23 protein-coding genes are annotated in these 23,109 nt (G+C 62.5%); 8 read left to right on the top strand and 15 right to left on the bottom strand.

All coding sequences use genetic code 11. The features are described from left to right. Nucleotides 1–17: 17 nt before the first annotated feature. The 3 genes from AB7951_RS25145 to mepA form a co-directional block, all read right to left on the bottom strand. Nucleotides 18–515 carry a hypothetical protein gene (locus AB7951_RS25145; protein WP_439062087.1) on the bottom strand — a complete coding sequence of 166 codons (498 nt, stop codon included), beginning with the start codon at nt 513–515 and terminating at the stop codon, nt 18–20. Nucleotides 516–517: 2 nt separating this feature from the next. Further along, a complete protein-coding gene (locus AB7951_RS25140) occupies nt 518–727 on the bottom strand; it encodes a TOBE domain-containing protein (RefSeq protein ID WP_089262895.1) in 210 nt (69 codons plus the stop codon). A gap of 151 nt (nt 728–878) precedes the next feature. Continuing rightward, nucleotides 879–1,814, bottom strand: a complete 936-nt coding sequence (gene mepA, locus AB7951_RS25135; RefSeq protein WP_439062088.1) for a penicillin-insensitive murein endopeptidase — start codon at nt 1,812–1,814, stop codon at nt 879–881. Nucleotides 1,815–2,192: 378 nt separating this feature from the next. Between mepA and AB7951_RS25130 the strand changes: the two genes are divergently transcribed. Further along, nucleotides 2,193–4,427 (top strand): putative bifunctional diguanylate cyclase/phosphodiesterase, encoded by a 2,235-nt coding sequence (locus AB7951_RS25130; RefSeq protein WP_092140036.1) that lies wholly within the window; start codon nt 2,193–2,195, stop codon nt 4,425–4,427. Nucleotides 4,428–4,820: 393 nt separating this feature from the next. Here the strand turns inward: AB7951_RS25130 and AB7951_RS25125 are convergent, their stop codons facing one another. The 3 genes from AB7951_RS25125 to AB7951_RS25115 all read right to left on the bottom strand — a co-directional run bounded on the left by AB7951_RS25125 (nt 4,821) and on the right by AB7951_RS25115 (nt 7,652). Next, complete coding sequence (locus AB7951_RS25125) at nt 4,821–5,798, bottom strand: Bug family tripartite tricarboxylate transporter substrate binding protein (RefSeq protein WP_176454493.1); 978 nt, start codon at nt 5,796–5,798, stop codon at nt 4,821–4,823. Nucleotides 5,799–5,952: 154 nt separating this feature from the next. Continuing rightward, the gene (locus AB7951_RS25120) at nt 5,953–7,176 is read right to left on the bottom strand and encodes an FAD-dependent oxidoreductase (RefSeq protein ID WP_439062089.1); all 1,224 of its coding nucleotides are present in this window, start codon (nt 7,174–7,176) and stop codon (nt 5,953–5,955) included. 89 nt (nt 7,177–7,265) lie between these two features. Beyond that, entirely contained in the window at nt 7,266–7,652 is a 387-nt protein-coding gene (locus tag AB7951_RS25115; RefSeq protein WP_068733870.1) for a cupin, read from the bottom strand. A 205-nt stretch (nt 7,653–7,857) separates the two neighbouring features. Between AB7951_RS25115 and AB7951_RS25110 the strand changes: the two genes are divergently transcribed. Beyond that, complete coding sequence (locus AB7951_RS25110; RefSeq protein WP_439062090.1) at nt 7,858–8,838, top strand: LysR substrate-binding domain-containing protein; 981 nt, start codon at nt 7,858–7,860, stop codon at nt 8,836–8,838. Between the two features lie 69 nt (nt 8,839–8,907). Here the strand turns inward: AB7951_RS25110 and AB7951_RS25105 are convergent, their stop codons facing one another. Further along, the gene (locus tag AB7951_RS25105; protein WP_120288226.1) at nt 8,908–9,447 is read right to left on the bottom strand and encodes a DUF6428 family protein; all 540 of its coding nucleotides are present in this window, start codon (nt 9,445–9,447) and stop codon (nt 8,908–8,910) included. A gap of 42 nt (nt 9,448–9,489) precedes the next feature. On the opposite strand from AB7951_RS25105, the gene AB7951_RS25100 reads away from it, so the two are divergent. From AB7951_RS25100 to AB7951_RS25085, 4 genes are read left to right on the top strand one after another with little or no spacing between them, the layout of a single operon-like run. Beyond that, nucleotides 9,490–9,843, top strand: a complete 354-nt coding sequence (locus tag AB7951_RS25100; protein ID WP_089262883.1) for an ArsR/SmtB family transcription factor — start codon at nt 9,490–9,492, stop codon at nt 9,841–9,843. Then, nucleotides 9,836–10,288 carry an arsenate reductase (glutaredoxin) gene (gene arsC, locus AB7951_RS25095; protein WP_120288227.1) on the top strand — a complete coding sequence of 151 codons (453 nt, stop codon included), beginning with the start codon at nt 9,836–9,838 and terminating at the stop codon, nt 10,286–10,288. Before AB7951_RS25100 ends, arsC begins: the two co-directional genes overlap by 8 nt. Nucleotides 10,289–10,319: 31 nt before the next feature. Next, nucleotides 10,320–11,351: an ACR3 family arsenite efflux transporter gene (gene arsB, locus AB7951_RS25090; protein WP_120288228.1), complete on the top strand. Its 1,032-nt coding sequence runs from the start codon at nt 10,320–10,322 to the stop codon at nt 11,349–11,351. Nucleotide 11,352: 1 nt separating this feature from the next. Then, nucleotides 11,353–12,528, top strand: a complete 1,176-nt coding sequence (locus AB7951_RS25085; protein WP_120288229.1) for an MFS transporter — start codon at nt 11,353–11,355, stop codon at nt 12,526–12,528. A gap of 87 nt (nt 12,529–12,615) precedes the next feature. Here the strand turns inward: AB7951_RS25085 and AB7951_RS25080 are convergent, their stop codons facing one another. From AB7951_RS25080 to lepA, 3 genes are all read right to left on the bottom strand, one after another. Continuing rightward, nucleotides 12,616–13,836 carry an ABC transporter substrate-binding protein gene (locus AB7951_RS25080; RefSeq protein WP_120288230.1) on the bottom strand — a complete coding sequence of 407 codons (1,221 nt, stop codon included), beginning with the start codon at nt 13,834–13,836 and terminating at the stop codon, nt 12,616–12,618. Between the two features lie 205 nt (nt 13,837–14,041). Beyond that, complete coding sequence (locus AB7951_RS25075; RefSeq protein WP_120288231.1) at nt 14,042–14,512, bottom strand: DUF1801 domain-containing protein; 471 nt, start codon at nt 14,510–14,512, stop codon at nt 14,042–14,044. 47 nt (nt 14,513–14,559) lie between these two features. Beyond that, entirely contained in the window at nt 14,560–16,365 is a 1,806-nt protein-coding gene (lepA, locus tag AB7951_RS25070; protein WP_089262869.1) for a translation elongation factor 4, read from the bottom strand. 126 nt (nt 16,366–16,491) lie between these two features. On the opposite strand from lepA, the gene AB7951_RS25065 reads away from it, so the two are divergent. Continuing rightward, a complete protein-coding gene (locus tag AB7951_RS25065; RefSeq protein WP_120288232.1) occupies nt 16,492–18,123 on the top strand; it encodes a glycosyltransferase family 39 protein in 1,632 nt (543 codons plus the stop codon). 33 nt (nt 18,124–18,156) lie between these two features. Here the strand turns inward: AB7951_RS25065 and AB7951_RS25060 are convergent, their stop codons facing one another. The 5 genes from AB7951_RS25060 to AB7951_RS25040 form a co-directional block, all read right to left on the bottom strand. Continuing rightward, nucleotides 18,157–18,459 carry an HPr family phosphocarrier protein gene (locus AB7951_RS25060; RefSeq protein WP_093759856.1) on the bottom strand — a complete coding sequence of 101 codons (303 nt, stop codon included), beginning with the start codon at nt 18,457–18,459 and terminating at the stop codon, nt 18,157–18,159. Beyond that, the gene (locus AB7951_RS25055; RefSeq protein ID WP_068733893.1) at nt 18,456–18,857 is read right to left on the bottom strand and encodes a PTS sugar transporter subunit IIA; all 402 of its coding nucleotides are present in this window, start codon (nt 18,855–18,857) and stop codon (nt 18,456–18,458) included. The genes AB7951_RS25060 and AB7951_RS25055 overlap by 4 nt, the downstream gene beginning before the upstream one ends. A 131-nt stretch (nt 18,858–18,988) precedes the next feature. After that, nucleotides 18,989–19,453, bottom strand: a complete 465-nt coding sequence (locus tag AB7951_RS25050) for an HPr kinase/phosphorylase (protein ID WP_374725710.1) — start codon at nt 19,451–19,453, stop codon at nt 18,989–18,991. 56 nt (nt 19,454–19,509) lie between these two features. Further along, a complete protein-coding gene (locus AB7951_RS25045) occupies nt 19,510–21,315 on the bottom strand; it encodes a sensor histidine kinase (protein ID WP_081421901.1) in 1,806 nt (601 codons plus the stop codon). A gap of 135 nt (nt 21,316–21,450) precedes the next feature. Next, complete coding sequence (locus AB7951_RS25040) at nt 21,451–22,152, bottom strand: response regulator transcription factor (protein ID WP_068733897.1); 702 nt, start codon at nt 22,150–22,152, stop codon at nt 21,451–21,453. Nucleotides 22,153–22,367: 215 nt separating this feature from the next. Here AB7951_RS25040 and AB7951_RS25035 point away from each other — a divergent pair, with 215 nt between their 5' ends. Further along, nucleotides 22,368–23,105 carry a DUF2470 domain-containing protein gene (locus tag AB7951_RS25035; RefSeq protein ID WP_120288233.1) on the top strand — a complete coding sequence of 246 codons (738 nt, stop codon included), beginning with the start codon at nt 22,368–22,370 and terminating at the stop codon, nt 23,103–23,105. The last annotated feature ends 4 nt before the right edge of the window (nt 23,106–23,109 follow it).

Here is a 23,109-nt window from a genome sequence, read left to right as displayed (position 1 = left end):
GGCCTCTAAGGCTGCCGTCACTCGGACGGCAGCACGGCCAGGCTGATGGTGTTTTCAGTCACGCCGCTGACCTGGATCACGAACGGACCTGCCGCGAGATCGTACTTCATGGTCTTGCGGATGCCGGCGCAGTCGGTCGCGCCGCTGAACTCCATCGGCTTCAGGATCTCGCCATCCTGCACCACGTCGACCCACGCCGCCGACGACAGGCTGACGGTGTATGTGCCAGCCTTCGGCGCCTTCTGGAAGCGCGCAAAGCCTGCAAATGTGCCTTCTTTCGGCTTTCGCTCCGGGGACGTCGGCAGCTTGGCATCGCCGGGCGTCTTCAGATCGAGCGTCGCTGCAGAGGGAATTGCGAGGTCGGCACCTGAGACAATCTTGGGGCGATCTTGCGCCGTGAGTGCGGCGCGCTCCTTGTCGATCGGCCATTTGAATTTGTCACAGCCGCTTGGCTCGGCAGCCCATGCAGGCGCCGAACCGAGCAGTGTGAGCGCGACAATCAGACGCGCATACATAATCAATCCACCGCGATCATGACGTCGGAGGCTTTCACCACGACGATGCATTTGCCGCCGGCCTTGAGCGCCAGATCGTCAACGGCTTCGTTGGTGATTGACGAGGTCACGACCTGGCCGCCGCCGATGTCGACGCGGACATGCGACGTGGTCGCGCCCTTGGTCACTTCGAGGACGGTACCTTTGATCTGGTTGCGTGCACTGATGCGCATGTTGGATCTCGCCGATTGGGCCGGGCAGCTGACAGCCGCGGCTGATATGGAAGGAGTTCGGGAGGGGCGCCCGTTGTTGATCGTCGGCTTACGGCACAACGATGGCGTGTTCTAACCCGGTTTCACGACAATGCGATAGCCAATCGGCCGATCACGGTGCCGTCAGAACCTGTCGGCACGCAGCCGGCATTTCTGCGAGCGTCATCGGCGGCTTCGGCTTGGCCGGAACCGGCGGCGGTTTTGGATGCAGCACGGCATCGCTGAACCAGTAAGCCAGATCGCCGGCGCTGCAGCCCTCGGAATCAGTCGGCGGTGGCTGGGATTCGCATTCGGCACTGCCGACCGGGCATTTGATGCGGACATGGAAGTGATAATCATGGCCGTACATCGGCCGCACCTTCGACAGCCAGCTGCGGTCGCCTTTGGCCTCGCGGCACAGCGCCTTCTTGATGGCGGCGTTGACGAAGATGCGCTCCACACTGGGCTCCACCGCCGCGGCGCGGATCACCGGCAGATGGGACGGCGTCCAGGTAGTCGGATCGATGTCGAGCCGGTCGTGCCGCACCATCATCACCGCCGACATCTCCTCGCGCTCGTTGCGCGAGAGCTGGCGGTTCGGCATCGGCGTCAGCCAGATATCGGCATCAAGCCCGACCTGATGGCTGGCATGGCCTGTGATCATCGGGCCGCCGCGCGGCTGCGACATGTCACCGACCAGGATGCCTGGCCAGCCGGCGTTCTTGTTAGCCTTGACCGATAGCCGCTCCAGCAGCTCGACGAGTTGCGGATGCGCCCAGTTGCGGTTGCGCGATAGCCGCATCACCTGCCAGGTCGGCCCGTTGATCGGCAGCGCTTCGGCACCTGCGATGCAGCCCTTGGCGTAGAAGCCGACCACGCGCACCGGCGATTTCGTCGGCAGCACCTTGCGGCCGAATAGTTCTTTGGCGCCGATGGCCGGGTCGTTCGGATTGGCCAGCGGCGGCAGCGGTTTCAGATCGACGCTGCCTTTGGTTTGCGCCAACGCCAGCGGCGTTGAAGCAATGACGGCGGGCAGGAATATGAGGCTGAGAATCAGGCGAAGGCTCATGCCGCGACTATAGCTGAAGCTGTCGATGAGGTGAGTGACCTGCGGCACGCATGATTTTAATGCGCGGGTAACCATGTCTGACGCTGGCGCTTTTTTTTGCGTTTGGGTTTGCTGGTCCTCCCGTTGCGACCGGCTCAGTCGTTTTATCAGCGTTTCGAGCCGCTTGCGTCTCTCACTTGGCGGGGATGATCGCGCGTGACCCGGTAACGTCCAGACATGGGTAACCATAGGCCCACGGTTTTTGCCTGTTGTGAAGGCACGGGATGTGTACAGGCGCGCAGTTCAGACGGTAATCGGTTGCTGTAAACGGGCATTGATACCGTTTTTTCAGACACTTCTTGCACATATTGTCACACGCGCGTTGCGAGTGGATCATTGATGCCGAAGTTCCGGCCTGAAGCGAAAAAGAAAGCGAAAGCCGGACTGGCGTCTCGGATCACCCGGCCGAGCCGGGCGATCGCGGCTGCGCCGAAACTGGCGCCGAAAAAGGGTCTCGTCAGCGGTCCCATTCGCGAGATCGTGCGACAGCGTGCCCAGGCCGAGGCGGCGATCGCGGAAGCCCGCAAATCCCACGAGCGTCTGCGCGAGGCGATCGACATCCTGCCGCAAGGCATCGTGTTTCTCGATTCCGACGGGCGCTACATCCTCTGGAACAAGAAGTACGCGGAAATCTACAACCGCAGCTCGGATCAGTTCGTGCCGGGTGCGCGTCTGCAGGACACGATCCGCGTTGGTGTCGAGCGCGGCGACTATCCCGAAGCCATCGGCCGCGAGGACGAATGGATCGCAGAACGCGTCGCCAAGCTGTTCCATCCAGGTGAACGTCACGAACAGGTTCTGGCCGACGGCCGCGTCGTCCTGATCGAAGAGCGGCTCACCGAAGACGGCGGTGTCATCGGTCTGCGCGTCGACATCACCGAGCTGAAACAGCGCGAGGCGTCGTTCCGCCTGCTGTTCGAGAGCAATCCGGTGCCGATGATCGTCTGCGCACTCGATGACGAACGCATCCTCAGCGTCAACGACGCTGCGATCGAACATTACGGTTACACGCGTCCGGAATTCGAGAAGCTCACCATCCGCCAGTTGCAGGCCTTCGAGGCCGCCCCGCCCTGGGTCGGCGATCACGCCAATGACGAGCAGGCCGCGCGAACCTGGAAACACGTCAAGGCCGACGGCTCGCTGATCGATCTGGCGATCTATTCGCGGCACCTCGTCTACAACGAGGAGCCAGCTGTGATGCTGGCGCTGATGGATATCACGGAGCGCAAGCGTGCCGAGATGCGGCTGGCTTTCATGTCGCATCATGATGGCCTCACCGGCCTGCCAAATCGCAACCTGCTGCGCCAGCGTCTCGACGAGGTCCTCGCACATACCCGGCGCACCGGCGAGAAGGTCGCGGTGCTGTTTCTCGGCCTCGACAACTTCAAGGGTGTCAACGACACGCTCGGCCATGGTATCGGCGACAAGCTGCTGCGCGGCGTGGCGCGGCGGTTGCGGTCGTCGTTGCGCGAGGAAGACGCGCTGGCGCGGCTGAACTCCGACGAATTCGCCATCATCCAGACCGGCATCAACCGTCCCGAGGATGTCGTGCTGCTGGCGCGCCGGCTGCTCGACGCCGTCGGTGAGACCTATCTGCTCGACGGTCATTCGGTGGTCATCGGCGCCAGCATCGGCATCGCGATGGCGCCGAGCGACGGCGACGAATCCGAGCGGTTGCTCAAGAACGCCGACATGGCACTGTCGCGTGCCAAGAACGACTCGCGCGGCACCTTCAGCTTCTTCGAATCCGGCATGGACGCCCGTGCGCAGGCGCGTCGCAAGATCGAAATCGATCTGCGCTCCGCCATTCAGGACGATCAGCTCCGGCCATTCTACCAGCCGCTGATCGATCTCAAGACCGGCCGCATCACCGGCTGCGAGGCGCTGGTGCGCTGGCCACATGCGGAGCGCGGCATGATTTCGCCGGCGGATTTCATCCCCGTTGCGGAAGACACCGGCCTGATCAATGCGCTCGGCACGCAGATCCTGCGCCGCGCCTGCAATGAGGCTGCGCGCTGGCCCGATGAAGTGCGCGTCGCGGTCAATCTGTCGCCGCTGCAGTTCCGTGTCGGCAATCTGCTCTCGGTGGTGATGGATGCGCTGAAGCATTCGGGCTTGCCGCCGCGGCGGCTTGAACTGGAGATCACCGAGACGCTGCTGCTGGAAAAGAGCAATCAGGTGCTGGCGACCCTGCACGCGCTGCGCGCGCTCGGCGTGCGCATCTCGATGGACGATTTCGGAACCGGCTATTCGTCGCTGAGCTATCTCAGAAGCTTTCCGTTCGACAAGATCAAGATCGACCAGTCCTTCGTGCGTGATCTCGGCTCCAATCGCGATGCGCAGGCCATCGTGCGCTCGATCATCAGCCTTGGCATGGGCCTCGGTGTCACCATCACGGCGGAAGGCGTCGAGACAGAATCCGAACTCGCCTGCCTGCGCAGCGAAGGCTGCCATGAAGGGCAGGGCTTCCTGTTCAGCCGGGCCCGGCCGAATGAGGAGATTGTCGAGCTGCTGCGCGCTCAGGCCATTGCTGCGCCGGATGCGGAACTGTCCGTCCGCGCGCAGGTCGCATAAGGCACGCGCCGATCTCCGCTTCGGCGAGGGCGCGGACGACCCTTCATCCCGTTTCCCATTGCGAGAATGGAGCGCCGGGAGGCGCCAGGGGTTTGCGAGACCCCTTGAGGCTGGCCTTGCGAGGGCCGGCCCGCACGTCAGCACCGGCGGGATTGCGAGTCCCGCAGGGAAGACGCGCGCGTTGCGACATCGGTGGGGGTGCGAAGCCCGCCGAGCGAACGCTGCGCCTCCCGGCGCTCCACCAGCAGCTGCCCGGATCACCGGGTCGCCGCTGCAGTCTGATCGACGCTGTGTGTCATGAGCACGCAGCAATCGAGCAGGCTGGAAGCGAGGCAACTCAATCTAGGACTAAAGTCAATACCAGTTTAAGCTCGGAGGGATGCCGAAAAATCCCTAGTTGGAAATCTTCGCTTTCGAGCGCTTCACGATATTTTCCATCCGCGCAGAATCCTTGGCGATAACAGCTCCGAACTGATCGGGCTTGTCCGCGATCACGGTCAAACCAAGGCCTTCCAGGCGAGCCGAAACAGTTGAATCTCGCAACGCCTCCACGATCGATGTGTTGAGCTTCTCAATCACGTCCTTGGGGGTCGCCGATGGAGCGACAAAGCCGTACCAGTTGCCCGCGAGGAGATCGGGATAGCCTGCCTGCGGCGACGTCGGCACATTGGGCAGCTGTTTGCTTGGTTCAGGCGCGGTCACGACGATGGGCCTCAGCGCTCCGCTTTGTACCTGCTGGACCGTGTTCGACAGATTATCGCACATCATGGACACCTGACCACCGATGACATCCTGAAGTGCCGGAGCTGCGCCCTGATACGGGATGTGGACGGCATCGATGCCTTCGAGCACCTTCAGCGTCTCGCCGCACAGATGGCTCGTGCTGCCGATACCGGCTGACGCAAATGTCAGCTTGCCCGGCTCGGCCTTGGCCAGCGCCACCAGTTCCTTCAGCGAGTTCGCCTTGACCGACGGATTGACGACCAGGATGTTCGGCGTCGAAGCGCCATTGGTGATGGGCGCGAAATCCTTTTCGGAATTATAGGCGGGCTTTTCATAGATCCACGGATTGATCGCCATCATGCCGGTTGTCGCGAGCAGAATCGTATAGCCATCCGCCGGCGAAGCGGCGACGCGAGCCGCCCCGATCGAGCCGTTGGCGCCGCCGCGGTTCTCGATGATCACGGTGACGCCGAGCGACTTCGACATCAGCGGAGCCACCAGTCGTGGAATCGCGTCCGCCGTGCTTCCAGCCGGATAAGGGACCACGATTGTGATCATTTTTTCCGGAAAGCCGGCCGCTGCCGCGCCGGGCACGCCCAAGGCGACAGGCGCTACCAGCGCCGCCAAAAGAAACGTCGTCCACTTCATCCGTAAATCCTTGCTTGGCATTCTGAAACTCCTGCATGACATCTTGGGAACCATGGTATTGGCTCCTCCAGGCTTACTGGCGCTTCCACTGCCGCGGTTCTTATCCAGCCGAGTGACCGGTTGCCGTCGACATCGTCTCAGAGAGAGTTGCTGATCACCCCGGGCGGTGCTCAGCCACATGCAACGCACCGGCCCGCTCAAGCGAGTCGAGCATCGCGATCCGGCGCAATAGCGCTCGTGCCTTTTCCGGATCGGCGGCTGCTGCGCGAATGTCGTCGCGGAAACGCGCGCGATCGGCTTCGTCTTTCGCTTCGAGGTTCTTCTTGTTGCGGATGGTGTCGCCCTGAATGGCCTGCATGGTGACCGTCCGGCGCTGCAGATCGTAATCGGCAAGAATGCTCTCATCAGCCGTGCCGTTGATGACCGGACCCAGCTTCGCGGTCAGGTTCAATGCATCATGAATGCCGCCATTCATGCCCATGCCGCCGAGCGGGTTGTTGATATGGGCGGCGTCACCGGCCAGGAATGTGCGGCCTTTCTGGAAGTTCGCGGCCACGCGCTGGTGCACACGATAGAGCGTGGTGTGGAGGATGGGGGCCTCCAGCTCTGCGGGAACGATCCGCCGGATCGACGCCGTCACATAGGCTTCGGACAGTGCTTCCTCATCGGATGTTTCCGCGGCCACCGGCATCATCACGCGCCATGCGCCGAGGATACGCAGAAGGAAGTACCAGCGTTCGGGATCGGCGACATAGCTGACCGACGAGACGCCCGGCCGAAGCGCGGTGAAATCGACCGGTGTCGTCATCACCAGGAAACGCTCGGGCCAGGTGAAGCCCTCGAATTCCATATCCTGGCTGCGGCGGACGATGCTGTTCGCACCATCGGCGCCGATCAGCCAGGCGCATTCATGCGTGGTGTCGTGGCCGTTGGCCGTGACCACCACCTTGACGGTGTTGCTGGTCTGCTCGACCGATTTAACCCCGCTGCCGAACGCGATCGAGAACAGCGGATTGCCGGACAGGGCGTCCAGAATGATGCGTGTGAGCTTGAACTGTTCGGCTTGCAGGCGGAACGGATGCCGCACCAGATCGGAGATCGCCGCGAAATCGAATGTGCCGAGCACACCGTCCTCGGACGAGCTGTACTGCACTGTCGGCGCCTTCAGTCCCTGTGCAATCAACGTGCTGGCGAAACCGAGATCGTCGAGCATGTCCAGTGTGGGCGGATGGAATGTCGATGCGCGCGACTCGCTGCTCAGCGCGTCGTTCTTCTCAAGCACCAGAACCGGAATGTTCTGTCGCACCAGATCTGCGGCAGCCACCATGCCGACCGGCCCTGCACCGGCGATGATGACGGGAAGCTTCGCATTACTCATTCTATCAAGACCTCTTGCGGGGATTTCAGGGAGCATCGGCTCTGATCGGCGGCCCCTCCAAGAGGCTGCCGTCATCGTCTCTGTGGCTCTCAGGCGGGATCGTAGTAGTGCATTTCGAGAAGCAGGCAGCCGCCCTCGGATTTGAACGGACCATGCCACGCGCCTGGCGGTCTGACGGCGTAGGTGTAGCCGGCGAACGGCGTGCCGCCTTGCCCGTTCTCGTCGTTGCCAACGATCAGGTCGCCGGAGACGAGAAAGACTTCTTCCCAGTGGTCGTGAACGATCTGCTGTGTGGTGAAGAGACCCGGAGGGAACTTCAGCAATCGCGTCCGGCTGCCGCGTTTGTTCGCGGTATCGAGCGATCCGGACAGGATCTTCTCCAGCGCGCCCGACGCGGGATCGTAGCCCTCGGGCAATTGCCAGCCGCTCTCCATGTCGAGCGTGTGGAATTCGTCATGCAATTTGTTGACTGCCACTGATGTGCTCCTTGAAGTTGATGACCGAAGCACCTGTGCGGGGCACCGCGCTGCAGTCTGCATGTCTTGAGACCGTTGCCGGGGCCTGACCTCGCCAGAGGTCGCCGCCCGCCATGACTTTTGTCATCCGCGGGGAGATTGTTGCCTTGTGCTTAGGCGTGCAAACAATTTAATCTGCGGACATCTTGCGTTTTTGGAATGAACTATGCGCCGCAGAATACCGAGCCTCGGCGCGCTGATGGCGTTCAGCGCGGCTGCCAAACACCTCAGCGTCACCCGCGCCGCCAGCGAACTCGCGCTGACCGAAAGTGCGGTGTCGCGCCAGATTGCGCAGCTGGAGACGCAGCTCGGCGTGAAGCTGTTTCATCGGATCAAGAAACGCATCACGTTGACGCGGGCAGGGGCGGCCTACAGCACCCGCGTGGCGCAGACGATCGAGCGGATCGAGCGCGATGCGCTCGAGATCATGGGCTATGAGGCCGACGGCATGGTTCTGGACGTCGCGGCGCTGCCCACTGTCGGCGCCCAGTGGCTCATTCCGCGCCTGCCGGACTTCTATGCGCGCCATCCCGGCGTCGCCATCAATGTGAGTGCGCGCAACACGCGCTTCTTCTTCAGCGAGACCGCGCTCGATGGTGCCCTCTACTTCGGCCAGCCGGACTGGCCCGGCACGCAGGCAGACCATCTGTTCGACGAAATTCTTCTGCCGGTTGGATCGCCGACGCTGATCGGCAGGCGCGGCGAATTGCCGCCGAGCGAGGTCGCCGAGCTGCGGCTTCTGCATTTGGTCACACGCGCGGATGCATGGCGTCGCTGGTTCGATGCCGCTGAGCTCGGCGGCACGAATGTGATCCGCGGGCCGCGTTTCGATATCCAGTCCACTTTGATCAGCGCGGCGAGCTCCGGTCTTGGCGTCGCCCTGCTTCCGGAATTCCTGATCTCCGACCAACTCAGGTCGGGCAAATTGAAGGTGTTGTCGAGCCTGACCCTGAAAAGCGTCGGCTCGTACTATTTCGCCTGCCCGGAGGAGAAAGCCGGGAATCCTTTGCTGCAGGCATTCCGGGCGTGGTTGCTGTCGCAAGCCCAGGCGTCTGCGCATCCCGGCTCCTCGCCAGGAGCTTTGCCAAAAGAGACTGGTCGCCTCGCGGATCGACGCAGCGCAACGACCGCAGGTGGCAAAGGATAATGATTGTGGGCTCTACCGCGCGCTCTCGTTGAGAGTCCAGTAACAGGTCTCCGGTCTGAACCGCGGCGTCTACCGGCAGCACGCGCTTTTGGACGATACCGGCGCGCAGCATGCACTGGCTTCCTTCTGCGCCTCCAGCCAGCGGTCGCGTGGCTTGCAACTCGCCGGACGCGGGGCAAGCGCCACCGTGAGAACGTCGCCCTGTATGCGCGGGGTATCCGCGCAGTGTAGTTGCATCGGCGCGATGCCATCGCTCACTTCGAAAGTCAGTCGCGCATTGATATCGAGAGCGACATGGTCGGAGACTTTCCGGATGATGGCCGCGAACTTTCCGGCGGTCATATGGGTCCGGTCGCCTTCGACGATGTCCCACAGCTGCACGAAGATCTCCGACCACGCTTCGGGATTGCCGCCGCAATCAAGCGCGGAAAAGGCGCCCGCCTTGACTTCGGTGATGTGGTAGCCCGGCCGAATGCTGTGACCGCCATAGGTGAACACCAAAGGCAATGCCGGTGCCGCGTCGCAGACTGCGAGGAGCGCCCCGATGCTGATGTCGTCGGCGGTGATCTGCGGCGAAGGCGGAATTTCCGGCTTGGCAAGGTCCAGCATCGATGTTACTCCATGATTCTATATTTTTAGGATTATTGAAATATGGAAGAACGTCAAGCCCTGTCGGCTTTTGCAGCGCTGTCCCAGGAGACGCGGCTTCGCATCGTGCGCCTGCTCGTGCAGGCCGGTCCCGCCGGGATGCCGGCCGGCGCCGTCGCGGAGGCTGCAGGCGTGTCGGCCTCGAATGTGTCCTTCCATCTGAAGGAGCTGACCCAGGCTGGCCTTGCCAGCGCGAAGCGGGAGGCCCGCTCGATTGTCTACACCGCCGATTACGACGCGCTGTCGGGCCTCATCCAGTTCCTGATGCGGGATTGCTGCGCGGGTCATCCCGACATCTGTATGCCGGCCACGGCGTCCGCATGCACCTCGGACAGCAAGGAGCTGTCACGTGCCTGATAGCGTCGACGTCATCATCTATCACAACCCGGATTGCGGTACCTCGCGCAACACGCTGGCCATGATCCGCAACGCCGGCATTGAGCCACACATCATCGAGTATCTGAAGACACCGCCGTCGCGAGTCCTGCTCGTTCAATTGCTCGCGCGCGCCGGCATGTCGGTGCGCGACGTCCTGCGTGAGAAGGGAACGCCCTATGCCGAACTGGGCCTCTCCGACACCAGTCTGACCGACGCGCAGTTGCTCGACGCCATCGAAGCCCATCCGGTTCTGATGAACCGCCCGATCGTGGTCTCCGCGCTGGGCGTGAGGCTCTGCCGGCCATCCGAAGCGGTTCTGGACATCATGCCCACTCCACAGCTTGGAGCGTTCTCGAAAGAGGATGGCGACCGGGTCGTGGATGCGAGCGGCCAGCGGATCGCAGGACAACGTCATGACCAGTGAGGCCATCGGCAGGCCGGTTTCCGCTCCAGCCATGGGTTTGTTCGAACGCTATCTCACGATCTGGGTCGGTCTCTGCATCGTCGTCGGCATTCTGCTGGGCCGATGGATGCCGGCTGTTTTCCATGCGCTGGGCTCGGCGGAGATTGCACAGGTCAATCTGCCGGTGGCTGTTCTCGTCTGGCTGATGATCATTCCCATGCTGCTCAAGGTGGACCTCGGAGCGCTCGGTCACGTTGGCGCACACTGGCGCGGCATTGCCGCGACCGTCGGAATCAACTGGCTGGTGAAGCCGTTCTCGATGGCGCTGCTCGCCTGGCTGTTCATCGGCCATCTGTTCAGGCCGTATCTGCCCGCGGACCAGATCGACAGCTATACGGCTGGTCTGATTCTGCTTGCCGCTGCGCCTTGTACGGCGATGGTGTTTGTCTGGTCGAATCTGGTCGATGGCGAGCCGAATTTCACGCTGGGACAGGTCGCGCTCAACGATACCATCATGGTGGTTGCCTTCGCGCCGATCGTCGGACTTCTGCTCGGCCTATCGTCCATCATCGTGCCTTGGGGCACGTTGCTGTTGTCCGTCCTGCTCTACATCATCGTGCCTGTGGCGATCGCGCAGTTCTGGCGGCGCGCATTGCTGGCGAGGGGAGGCGAGGCGGCGCTATCGCAGGCGCTGTCGCTGCTTGGCCCGGTATCGCTGATCGCGCTCCTGTTGACCCTAGTGCTGTTGTTCGGCCTGCAGGGCGAGCAGATCACCCGGCAACCGATGGTCATTGCGCTGCTTGCCGTCCCGATCCTGATCCAGGTCTATTTCAATGCCGGTCTCGCCTACTGGCTCAACCGCCGCCTCGGCGTCGCCTGGTGCGTGGCCGGTCCTTCCGCCCTGATCGGCGCATCGAACTTCTTCGAGCTCGCCGTCGCCGCGGCGATCGCACTGTTCGGCTTTCAATCGGGCGCGGCACTGGCAACGGTCGTCGGCGTTCTGATCGAGGTGCCGGTGATGCTCTCTGTGGTTCACATCGTGAAGGCGACACGGGACTGGTACGAGCGGGGAGCTGTGACCTGAGGTGGCAGTCGTTCGTTGGCAAGTCGTATCCGCGCTCGGTACGACGCAGACACTGGCATGGGCTTCCAGCTACTATGTTCCGGCCGTGTTCGCGGATCCCATTTGCGACGACCTGCATCTGTCCAGGACGTGGTTCTTCGCCATGTTCTCCGTGGCGTTGCTGGTGTCGGGTTTGCTCGGTCCACTCGCCGGCCGCATGATCGACCGCAGCGGTGGCCGGGACGTCCTTGTCGCCACCAATCTGATGTTTGCGGCGGGGCTGGCCTTGCTTGCGGTTGCAACGGGGCCGATCACGCTGGCCCTGGCCTGGCTGGTCATCGGCGCCGGCATGGGTTTCGGCCTGTATGAGGCCGCGTTCGCGACGGTTGCGGGATTGTGGGGACGACAGGCCCGAAGTGCGATCACCGGCATCACCCTGTTCGCCGGTTTTGCGAGCACCATCGGCTGGCCGCTCAGTGCCGCGATGATCGATGCCTTCGGCTGGCGCGGCGCCTGCTTCGCATGGGCCGCGTTGCACATCGTCATCGGTCTGCCGCTCAACCGCTTTCTCGTTCCGAAGGCGCCGCCGCATGCGCATCTGGATGAGCCTGCCGTCCCCACATCAGGCATTCCATGGGCGATGATCGTTCTGGCGGGCGTCTTTGGTGCGACCTGGTTTGTCACCACCGCCTTTGCCGCGCACATGCCGCGCCTGCTGGAAGCGCTCGGGGCCACCCCGGCGCAGGCCGTGCTCGCCGGGGCTTTGATGGGGCCTGCGCAAGTCGCAGCCCGGATCGGGGAATTCGGCCTGCTACGACATGCGTCGGCGATGATATCCGCACGCCTGGCGGCGGGCCTGCATCCCGTCGGCGCCGGATTGCTGATCCTGTTCGGAGCGCCCGTCGCGCTGCCATTCGCCCTTCTGCACGGTGCCGGCAATGGCCTGTTCACGATCGCGCGCGGGACGCTTCCGCTGGCCATGTTTGGCGCCGTGGGATACGGCATGCGAACCGGCTGGCTGGCCGCGCCGGCGCGCATCCTGCAGGGGGCAGCGCCGCTGCTGTTCGGCCTTGTGCTGGATCAAGGTGGCCCGCGCGTCGCGCTGGCGCTCACAGGTGCGCTGACGTCGCTCGCATTCCTGGCGCTCTTCTGGTTGAGGGCTCCGGTGGCGAAGCCGGAAACGAGTGCCATCGTTTAAATGCGATGAAACTAACGTGCCGCCCGGCCAGGCGTGCAATTGCGCGCCAGGCCGGGCGACGGCCGTTGTTGCTGATGCGAAAGACCCTCAGTCCTTCTTCACATACTGGCAGCCGCCGTCCTTCATCGGACGGAACACCTGATCGCCGGGGACCTCCGCGAGCACCTTGTAGTAATCCCACGGCGCCTTGGATTCTTCCGGCTTCTTGACCTCGAGCAGGAACATGCTGTGCACCATGCGGCCGTCCTCGCGCAGGACGCCGTTATCGGTGAAGGCGTCGCGCACCGGCATCTCGCGCATCTTCGCCAGCACCGGCTTGGTGGCACGGGTACCTGCCGCCTGCACCGATTTGAGATAGTGCAGCGTGGCGCTGTAGGTCGCGGCCTGGTTCATGGTCGGCATGCGCTTCATCTTGTCGAAGAACTTCTTGCCGAAGGCGCGGGTGCGATCGTTGAGATCCCAGTAATAGGCCTCGGTGATGATCAGGCCCTGCGCCATCTTCAGGCCGAGCGAGTGGATGTCGGAGATGAACATCACGATGCCCGCGAGCTTCTGGCCGCCGGCGACGATGCCGAATTCCGACGCCTGCTTGATGGTGTTGATGGTGTCGCCACCGCCATTGGCCATGCCGATGATCTTGGCCTTGGACGATTGCGCCTGCAGCAGGAAGGACGAGAAGTCCGCCGTGTTCAGCGGATGCTTGGCGCTGCCGACCACCTTGCCGCCCGCGGCGCGCACCACGTCGCCGGTGTCACGTTCGATGGAATGGCCGAACAGATAGTCCGCTGTAATGAAGTACCACGAATCGCCGCCCTGCTTGACGATGGCGCTGCCGACGGTGTGGGCGTTGCCATAGGTGTCGTAGGTCCAGTGCGCGGTATAGGGCGAGCACGACTTGCCAGTGATGTCCGACGACGCGGCGTCGGTGACGATCATGATCTTCTCGAACTGCTTCGACATCTCCATGCCGGCCAACGCAGTGGCCGATGTCGGCATGTCGATGATCATGTCGACATTCTCGGCCTCATACCATTTGCGCGAGATGGTGGCGGCGACGTCGGCCTTGTTAAGCGCATCTGCGGTGACCAGCTCGATCGGCTTGTCGAACATCTTGCCGCCGAATTCCTCGATGGCGATCTTCGCTGCTTCGACATTGCCCTGGCCGCCGATGTCGGCATAGACCGAGGCGAAGTCGGCGAGCACGCCGATCTTGAGCGGAAGCGTGTTGGCTTGCTGGGCCAGTGCGGAAGCGCCGAAAAGCAGCGAAACAGCAACCGTCGTAGCCGCAACCGTGCGGTGCGCGATCATTCAATCCTCCCCAAATTTTTATACGCGCCGTTTTCAGCGTCGTGGGGGGCAGCATGAGGGGAGGCGAGCGGGGAGGCAATAGCGGTCGTGGGGGATGTTTGGTCGCAGAAACCTGCCGCATTGCGGCGGGCGGAAAATTGTGCCGGCGGAATCCGTTCATTCACGGCGCTATTTGTTCCCGGACGACAGCCAGTTGTCGCCGCGCTCATTCAGCCTGAGATGACCTCGTTGAAGGCCTGCGCTTGCGGAGATGATAGGTCAGCGCCAGTCCGACGCAGTGACTCAGGGCTTGTTCCGGCACGGGATCATCGACGTGCAGCACGATGCTGCGGTTGCCTTCGAAGCTTAGCTCCGTTGGATACAATTCACGGAAGGTTGCAACCAGATCGGTCTGGCAGTGAAAGTACAGCGCGTACTGCTCTGTGGCCCCCATGCGATCAAGTCGGATGGTACTCCCGCTTTTCTTCTCGCTTGTCAGATAGCTGGGCTGATTCCACTTGAGGGTCTCCTGCAGCGGACCGACGCCATCGATTCCCGCGGCGGTCCCGAAGATCAGTCGCCGGAGGGCCATGAGCCGCGCCTTGAAGGGCGGCGGGTAACGGTCGAATGCCGCTTTGACGGCCGGATCGGAAAAACCGGAGGGGTGTTGCTGGGCCGCTTTGCTCAACTTCCGCATCGCTGCCACGTAGTGCCCCTCCTGTCAGAGCTGCAAGCGATATGCCCTCAGCTATCCACCTTCAGCGCGGCAATAAACGCTTCCTGCGGGATGTCGACCTTGCCGAACTGCCGCATCTTCTTCTTGCCTTCCTTCTGCTTCTCCAGAAGTTTGCGCTTGCGGCTGATATCACCGCCATAGCACTTCGCGGTCACGTCCTTGCGCAGCGCGCGGACGGTTTCGCGGGCAATCACCTTGCCGCCGATCGCCGCCTGGATCGGGATGACGAACATGTGCGGCGGAATCAGTTCTTTCATCTTCTCGACCATGGCGCGGCCGCGGCCTTCGGCGCGGGTGCGATGCACGAGCATCGACAGCGCGTCGACCGGCTCGGCATTGACCAGGATCTGCATCTTGACGAGATCGGCGGCCTTGTAGTCGGTCAGATGATAGTCGAACGAGGCGTAGCCCTTCGAGATCGACTTCAGGCGATCGTAGAAATCGAACACCACTTCGTTGAGCGGCAGCTCGTATTTCACCATCGCGCGGGCGCCGACGTAAGTAAGTTCTTTCTGATTGCCGCGGCGTTCCTGGCAGAGCTTCAGCACGCTGCCGAGATATTCGTCGGGCGTCAGGATCGTGGCTTCGATCCACGGCTCCTGGATCTCGGCGATCTTCACCACGTCCGGCATGTCGATCGGATTGTGGATCTCGATCTCCTCACCGTCGGTGAGATGCATCTTGTAGATCACTGACGGTGCGGTCGCGATCAGGTTGAGATCGAATTCGCGGCTCAGGCGCTCCTGGATGATTTCCAGATGCAGCAGGCCGAGGAAGCCGCAGCGGAAGCCGAAGCCCAGTGCAGCCGAGGTTTCCATTTCGAACGAGAACGACGCGTCGTTCAGCCGCAGCTTGCCCATGGCGGCGCGCAACGTTTCGAAGTCGTCGGCATCGACCGGGAACAACCCGCAGAACACCACGGGGATCGCGGGCTTGAAGCCCGGCAGCATCTCGGTGACCGGCTTGCGATCGTCGGTGATGGTGTCGCCGACGCGGGTATCCGCGACTTCCTTGATCGCGGCCGTGATGAAGCCGATCTCGCCGGGGCCGAGCTCGTCCACATTGACCATCTTCGGCGTGAAGTAGCCGACGCGCTCGACATCATAGGCGGCGTTGGTGCCCATCATGCGGACGCGCTGGCCCTTCTTCATGACGCCGTCGACGACGCGGATGAGGACGACGACGCCGAGATAAACGTCGTACCAGCTATCGACCAGCAACGCCTTCAGCGTGGCGTCGCGATCGCCCTTCGGTGGAGGCAGCCGGTGCACGATGGCTTCCAGCACGTCAGGCACGCCCAGACCCGTTTTTGCCGAGATCATCAACGCGTCCGAGGCGTCGATGCCGATGACGTCCTCGATCTGCTTCTTCACCTGCTCGGGTTCTGCCGCGGGCAGATCGACCTTGTTGAGGATCGGCACAATTTCGAGATTGGCGTCGAGTGCGTGATAGACGTTGGCAAGCGTCTGCGCTTCCACGCCCTGCGAGGCGTCGACCACCAGCAGCGCGCCTTCGCAGGCCGCCAGCGACCGCGAGACCTCGTAGGCGAAGTCGACGTGGCCGGGCGTGTCCATCAGGTTGAAGATGTAATCCTTGCCGTCCTTGGCCTTGTAATGCAGGCGGACGGTCTGCGCCTTGATGGTGATGCCGCGCTCGCGCTCGATATCCATCGAATCGAGCACCTGCTCCTTCATCTCGCGCGCCTGCAAGCCGCCGGTGATCTGGATCAGTCGGTCGGCCAGCGTCGATTTGCCATGGTCGATATGGGCGACGATGGAGAAGTTGCGAACGTTCGAAATCGGGGAGGTTGTCATGCGCGCGGGATAGCATTCAGGCCCCGATGCGGCAACCTTAATGCGGGTTTCGGCCTGATTCCCGGCCCTGTTTCCGTCACGGCATCCTGATTTTACTCCGGCCCGAAACACGCTAGGCAGGGGCCCATGAGTACAATCGCTTCCTCTACCCCCGCCAAACGCCGGGGCTTGCTGTCGATCGGCCGCCGCGGCGCTGCGCGGCTCGTTGCCTGGGCGTGTGATCCGCAATTGAGCGTCCTGCTGGTGCTCGGCTTCACGATCGCCCATGTGGTGCTGTGGACCGCGATCCTGACCCAGGTAAAGGCGGCGCAGGACATCCATTTCGACGTCTCCGAGGGCTATGCCTGGGGGCAGAAGTTCCTGATGGGCTACGGCAAGCATCCGCCGCTGTCGGGCTGGATCTCGGGCGTCTGGTTCAGATTTTTCCCGCCGGTGGACTGGGCGACCTATCTGCTCGCCATGGTCACGGTCGGCATCGGCATGATCCTTTGCTGGGCGATCGCGCTGCGCGTGGTCGATCGCCGCCGTGCCTTTTTCGTGCTGCTGATGGTCGCGATCTATCCGATCTTCAATTTCAAGGGCTTCAAATACAATCCGGACCTGCTGCAGCTGGTAACTTTGCCGCTGGTGGTGCTCGCCTATTTGCACGCGTTCGAGAAGCGCTCGATCCGCTCGGGCTTCCTGCTTGGCCTCGCCGCTGCGCTGGCGCTGATGACCAAATACTGGGTGGTGACGATGATCGGCGCCATCGGTCTGGCCGCGCTGATCCATCCGCAGCGGATGCTGTTCCTGCGCTCGCCGGCACCATGGATCGCCATCGCGACGATGGCGGCGGCGATGATTCCGCATCTCGACTGGGTGCGGCAGGTGGAATACGCGCCGTTTCGTTACGCCGGCAATACCTATGCGATCTCGTCACGCTGGGAGAGTTTGCAGCTGGCGTGGGGTTATGTTGGCCACAATATCGCGCTGCTGCTGTTGCCGCTGGGTCTGGCCGCTGCGGTGCTGGCCTGGGGGCCACGCTGGTGGGCGTCGGTGGCGCGCGATCCCCGCGCATTCGTCAAGCGACCGTGGTCACTGACGACCAATCCCGGTGTCCGCAAGGATCAGGCCCTGAATATCTGGCTGATCCAGGCCATTGTCGCCGTCGGGCCGCCGATCGGTGCGTTGTTGTTCGACGTTTATATCAAGACTGATTGGGGTATCTCGCTGTTCTTCCTGGTGCCGCTGGCGGTCATTGCGATCCCGGCGCTGAAGATGCCGCGGGTCGCGCTGGTACGGCTCGCTGCGATCTGGCTGGTGCTGTCGCTGGTCACGCTCGCCGCCGCACCGCAGATCGCCATCGCGTCACTGCCGCGCGATGCCAACGGCAATTTCGCTCACATCTCCTACTCGCAACTCGCGCGCGAACTCACCGAAGTCTGGCACAAGCGCTTCCACACGCGCTGGAGCGAGGTCGTGGGCTTCGTCGATGTTGCCGAGCAGATGACGTTCTACAGTCCCGATCATCCGCTGCCGCTGACGCCTTACGAGCCATGGCCGTCAGGCGTGACGTCGATGGCCGAAGCGAAGCGTAACGGCTTCATCGGAATCTGCATGGTCGGTGACTGGAAATTCGATCGCTGCGAAGCGTGGATGAAGGACAATCTGCCGAATGCCGAACGTATCGTGATGTCGACGCGACGCTTCTTCAAGGGCAATGTCGGCACGACCACGCGGTGGAATGTCTATGTGGTGGCGCCTGGCGCGATGAAATAGCCGTTCGCTGACAAAGCAGCTTTCGGCGAACCGCTACTCTTCGCCGAACTTGTTGGTCACAAGCTCGGTGATCGCATCCAGCGCCGCTTGAGCTTCGGCGCCTTTGGCAGTGACCGTGATGCTGGTCCCGGGTCCGGCGGACAGCATCATCAGGCCCATGATGGATGTACCGCCAACGGTCTCGCCGTTGCGTGTCACCGTGATGTCGGCATTGAAGCGTTCGACCATCTGCACGAATTTGGCAGAGGCGCGCGCATGAAGGCCACGCTTGTTGGTAATCGGAATCTCGCGGGAGACGCTGCCGGACACCGTCGTATCGTCTGGGCTGTCGCTCATTTGCCGGCGAGAACGCGGCTGGCGATGGTGACGTATTTGCGGCCGGCTTCCTGCGCCATGGCGATCGCATCGGGCAGCGTGCGCTCTTCGCGCACCTTTGCGAGCTTCACCAGCATGGGCAGGTTGATACCGGCGAGAACCTCGACCTTCGGCCGGCTCATGCAGGAGATCGCCAGATTCGATGGCGTGCCGCCGAACATATCAGTGAGGATGGCAACGCCATCGCCACTGTCGACGCGATTGACCGCTTCGATAATGTCGCTGCGACACAAATCGGAATCGTCTTCGGCGCCGATCGTCACGGCTTCAATTTGTTTTTGCGGACCCATTACGTGCTCAAGCGCCGCCTTAAACTCGTCGGCAAGGCGCCCATGGGTCACAAGTACTAGACCAATCATCGGAAACTCCTCGTGGGTGCTTTTGGTGCACCGCACGAAAGGGCCACTTTGACCATCCAGAGCCCCTATGCAAGAGGGCTCTTCGCGAATCTCCCTTAAATTGCACGGATGCGGCGGGAAGTAGCGCGGGTCTATTCGGTGGCGATAGTGGGACTAATATGGTTACCAATTCCCTTCGAGCAATCGTCCAAAGGTCGCACTGCGGCTAAACCATCGTTTGTAATAAGCGCGGCTACGACCAATGGTAGTGGTGAAAAGCCTGTCCCGACCGGGATTCGGGGCAATTCAACGCCCTCCAGTGTGGTTTTGAGCGCTTCCGGCTCTGGCAGGCGCGCAGCGTCGGTGGCGGCGAGATCGACCACCAGCCCGACGATGGCACCGGTAGCGCAGTCCAGACGCCGGATTCCGAGCCCCCTGACCTCAAGCAGCCCAACCAGTTCGGGCGCCGGCCGTACCCACAGTTTTCCATCCCTGACATCCAGATGCACCCGGTCGTCGCCGACCAGCATGGCCTCGGGAAGCTGTCCGCTCTGAGCGGCGAGGATCAGGTCGAAGACCAGCCGCGATTTCCCGGAGCCGGACGGCCCCCGGATCAGGACCGCGCGCTCATCGACCAGTACGGCGGAGGCATGGATGCTTTTGCCATCCGCGCTCATGTGGCCGGCAACCGTACCACGAAGCGCGCACCCAGCACCGGGATCTCGCCGTCGGCATTGGCCGGGCCGATGCGGTTCTCCGCCCAGATCGTACCGCTATGGGCTTCGACGATCTGTTTGGAGATCGACAGGCCCAGACCGGAATTCTGGCCAAAGCCCTGATGTGGGCGGTCGGTGTAAAAGCGTTCGAAGATCCGTTCGAGTGCATCTAGTCCGATGCCGGGGCCGTCGTCATCGACCACGATCTCGATCTTGCCTTTCAGGCGACGGCAGACGATCCGCACCTTGCCGCCCGGTGTCGAGAATGACTGCGCATTGGTGACGAGATTGGTGATGACCTGACCGAGGCGGGAATCGTGGCCCGGCACTGAAAAGGCGTCGGTGGCAGCGCCTTCGAAGCGGACTTCAACGCCGACGTCATGACCGAGCTTGGTTTCGTTGGCGACCGAGGTCAGTGTGGTCAACAACCGTCGGACATCGACGGGCGCCGTGTCGTTGCGCTGGAGTTCGGCATCGAGACGGCTGGCGTCGGAAATATCCGAGATCAACCGGTCAAGCCGGCGCACGTCGTGTTCGATCACTGCGAGCAGGCGGCCGCGGCTGTTGTCGTTCTTCGCCAGCGGGAGTGTTTCCACGGCGGAGCGCAGCGAGGTCAAAGGATTCTTGAGCTCGTGGGAGACGTCGGCCGCGAACATCTCGATCGCCTCGATGCGGTTATAAAGCGCATCGGTCATGTCGCGCAGCGCTCCGGAGAGATGGCCGATCTCGTCGCGGCGGCGTGTGAAATCCGGGATCTCGACACGGGTGCGGATGCGGCGGCGAACGCGCTCGGCGCTGTCGGCCAGCCGTCGCACCGGACCTGCGATGGTCGATGCCAGCAGCAGCGACAGCACGATCATCACCACGGCGGCGACCGCAAAGACTTTCAGAATTGCCAGACGTTCGGCGGTCACCATCTGATCGATGTCGTCGCCCTGGGTCGACAGCATCAGCGAACCATGGACGGCGCGGAAGCGCTGCACTGGGACGGCGACCGAGACGATCACTTCGCCCCGTTCGTTGATGCGCACCATGCTGCTCTTCAGACCGTCGAGCGACTGTTGCACTTCCTGATAGCCGTTGCCGTTTTCCGGACCAAGTTCGCGATACAGCGGAAGGTCGCCGCGATTGAGCCAGGTTCGGACCGCGATCATTGTGCGTTCGGCAAAGCCGGGCTTTTCGGTCGTCGGCGGCGGCAGTTCGAAACGCAGCACATCACCGCGACCATAAAGGCTGCGGCTGTCGAGGATCAGCACGCCATCGCGGTCGTAAATGCGCGCACGAGTCTTGGTCGGCGAAATCAGCCGCCGCAGCACCGGCGCAACGCGTTCGGGATTGATCGGGAAATCGAGGCCGGAGAGTTCGTCCGGCACGCCATAGGTTTCGCCGGGCTTGAGATCGAGCAAGCGGTCGGGGTCGATCGTGATCGTATTGGTTTCGACGGTGGCCGAAGCGGCAATGGCGCTGGCGATGATTTCGGCCTGCACCAGCAGGCTCTGCGCACGCGCGTCGATCAGGCCGGCCCGAAATTGTGAGAGATAGAGAATGCTGGCGACCAGGGCGCAGAGGCCGGCGAGATTGAGCGAAACGATGCGACGCGTCAGGCTCGAAAAGGTCAGCGCAACGAAGAACTGCCGGGCACGGCGCAGCCAGTCGAGCGGGCGCTGCCAGCCGCGACGGGTGCGATCGGCATCGCCGCCTGCCGCATGCGGCGACGTGCCGTCGGCGTCCAGGCTTTCATCAGGCTGCGTACGATCCAGCAATGCCAAAACTGCCCGGTTGTTGTCGATATCTGCGATGCGCCACGCCGCGCTCATTGTTGCGTGTGCGGATGCGCATTCTAGCGCAGCACGGCTGAGCCGTCAGGCCCCAACCGTGCTGCGGGAACCATCTACAGATCAGGTTTCCTTGAAGCGATAACCGACGCCATACAGCGTCTCGATCATCTCGAAGTCGTCGTCGACGACCTTGAACTTCTTGCGCAGCCGCTTGATGTGGCTGTCGATAGTGCGATCGTCCACATAGACCTGATCGTCATAGGCGGCATCCATCAGTGCGTTGCGGCTCTTCACCACACCGGGGCGCGTCGCCAGCGCCTGCAGGATCAGGAATTCGGTGACGGTCAACGTGACCGGCTCGTTCTTCCAGGTGCAGGTGTGACGTTCCGGATCCATCCGCAGCAAACCGCGATCGAGCGCCTTGGCGTCGGTCTCCTTCGGAGCGGCAGTCGGGTCCTTCGGCGCGGCGCGGCGCAGCACGGCCTTGACGCGCTCGACCAGCAGACGCTGCGAGAACGGTTTGCGGATGAAATCGTCGGCGCCCATTTTCAGGCCGAACAGCTCGTCGATCTCCTCGTCCTTCGACGTCAGGAAGATCACCGGCAGATCGGACTTCTGGCGCAGGCGGCGCAAGGTCTCCATGCCGTCCATGCGGGGCATCTTGATATCGAGGATTGCGAGGTCCGGCTGGCTCGTGCGGAAGCCATCGAGTGCGGAAGCACCATCCGTATAGGTCATGATGCGGTAGCCCTCGGCTTCCAGCGCGATCGATACGGATGTGAGAATGTTACGGTCGTCGTCGACCAGTGCGATAGTTGGCATGAGCCTGCTTTCCGAAGCGGGATGGGCTATCCGGCAGAATTCAACAATCCGCCGTATGAGGTGGCCTTAAGAACACAGTCAACGAGCAATGCAAGCTGGGCTGAAGTGTGGCCGAGTTCCCTGAACGCTTGAATGACGCGTGGGTTCCGTAGATGTATAGACCTCCCGGGGGAGAAGAAATAGCCACTTTTTGCAATGAAATACGGGATTTAACCATGCAGCCGACCCCTGATTTCGACCCCTCGCGCGTCACCCGGTCGCTGTTGCGGCGCAGTCGGCAGGGGGCGCTGGCTACCCTGGCCGTCGGTTCCGGCGATCCTTATTGTGCGCTGGCCAATGTCGCCAGCCACCCGGACGGGTCGCCGATTGTCCTGATTTCCCGGCTGGCGCTTCATACCCGCAATATTCTGGCCGATGCCCGCGTCTCGCTGATGCTTGATGAGCGAGCGCCGGGGGACCCTCTGGAGGGCTCACGCATCATGCTCGGAGGTATCGCGCAGGAGGCCGGCGACAGCGAAAAATCGCTGCTGCGCCGGCGCTATCTCAGCGTCCATCCATCCGCGCAAGTCTTTGTGGATTTTAAGGATTTTTCGTTCTTCCGGATCAAGCCGAAGAGTGCCCATCTGGTGGCCGGCTTTGGCCGTATCAACGACCTGAAGCCGGAGCAATTTCTGACCGATCTCACCGATGCCGAAGGGATGCTGGAGGCCGAGGAGGGCGCTGTTGCTCATATGAACGCCGATCATCTCGATGCGCTTAATCTCTATGCAACGAAGCTTCTCCACGCGGACGCAGGCGACTGGCGGTGCACCGGATGCGATCCGGATGGCATGGACCTGCAGAACGGCGCGACGGTGATCCGGCTGGACTTTCCGCGGCGGATTGTCACTCCGGGTGCATTGCGGCAAGTCCTGAAGGAACTCGCAGAGCAGGCCCGCGCTTTGAAGAATTGAGCGG

The organism is Tardiphaga sp. 285_C5_N1_2 (genome assembly GCF_052076065.1).
GTDB lineage: Bacteria > Pseudomonadota > Alphaproteobacteria > Rhizobiales > Xanthobacteraceae > Tardiphaga > Tardiphaga robiniae.
The sequence above is the reverse complement of the archived record's forward strand: the minus strand, read 5'-3'. Positions and strand labels throughout refer to the sequence as shown.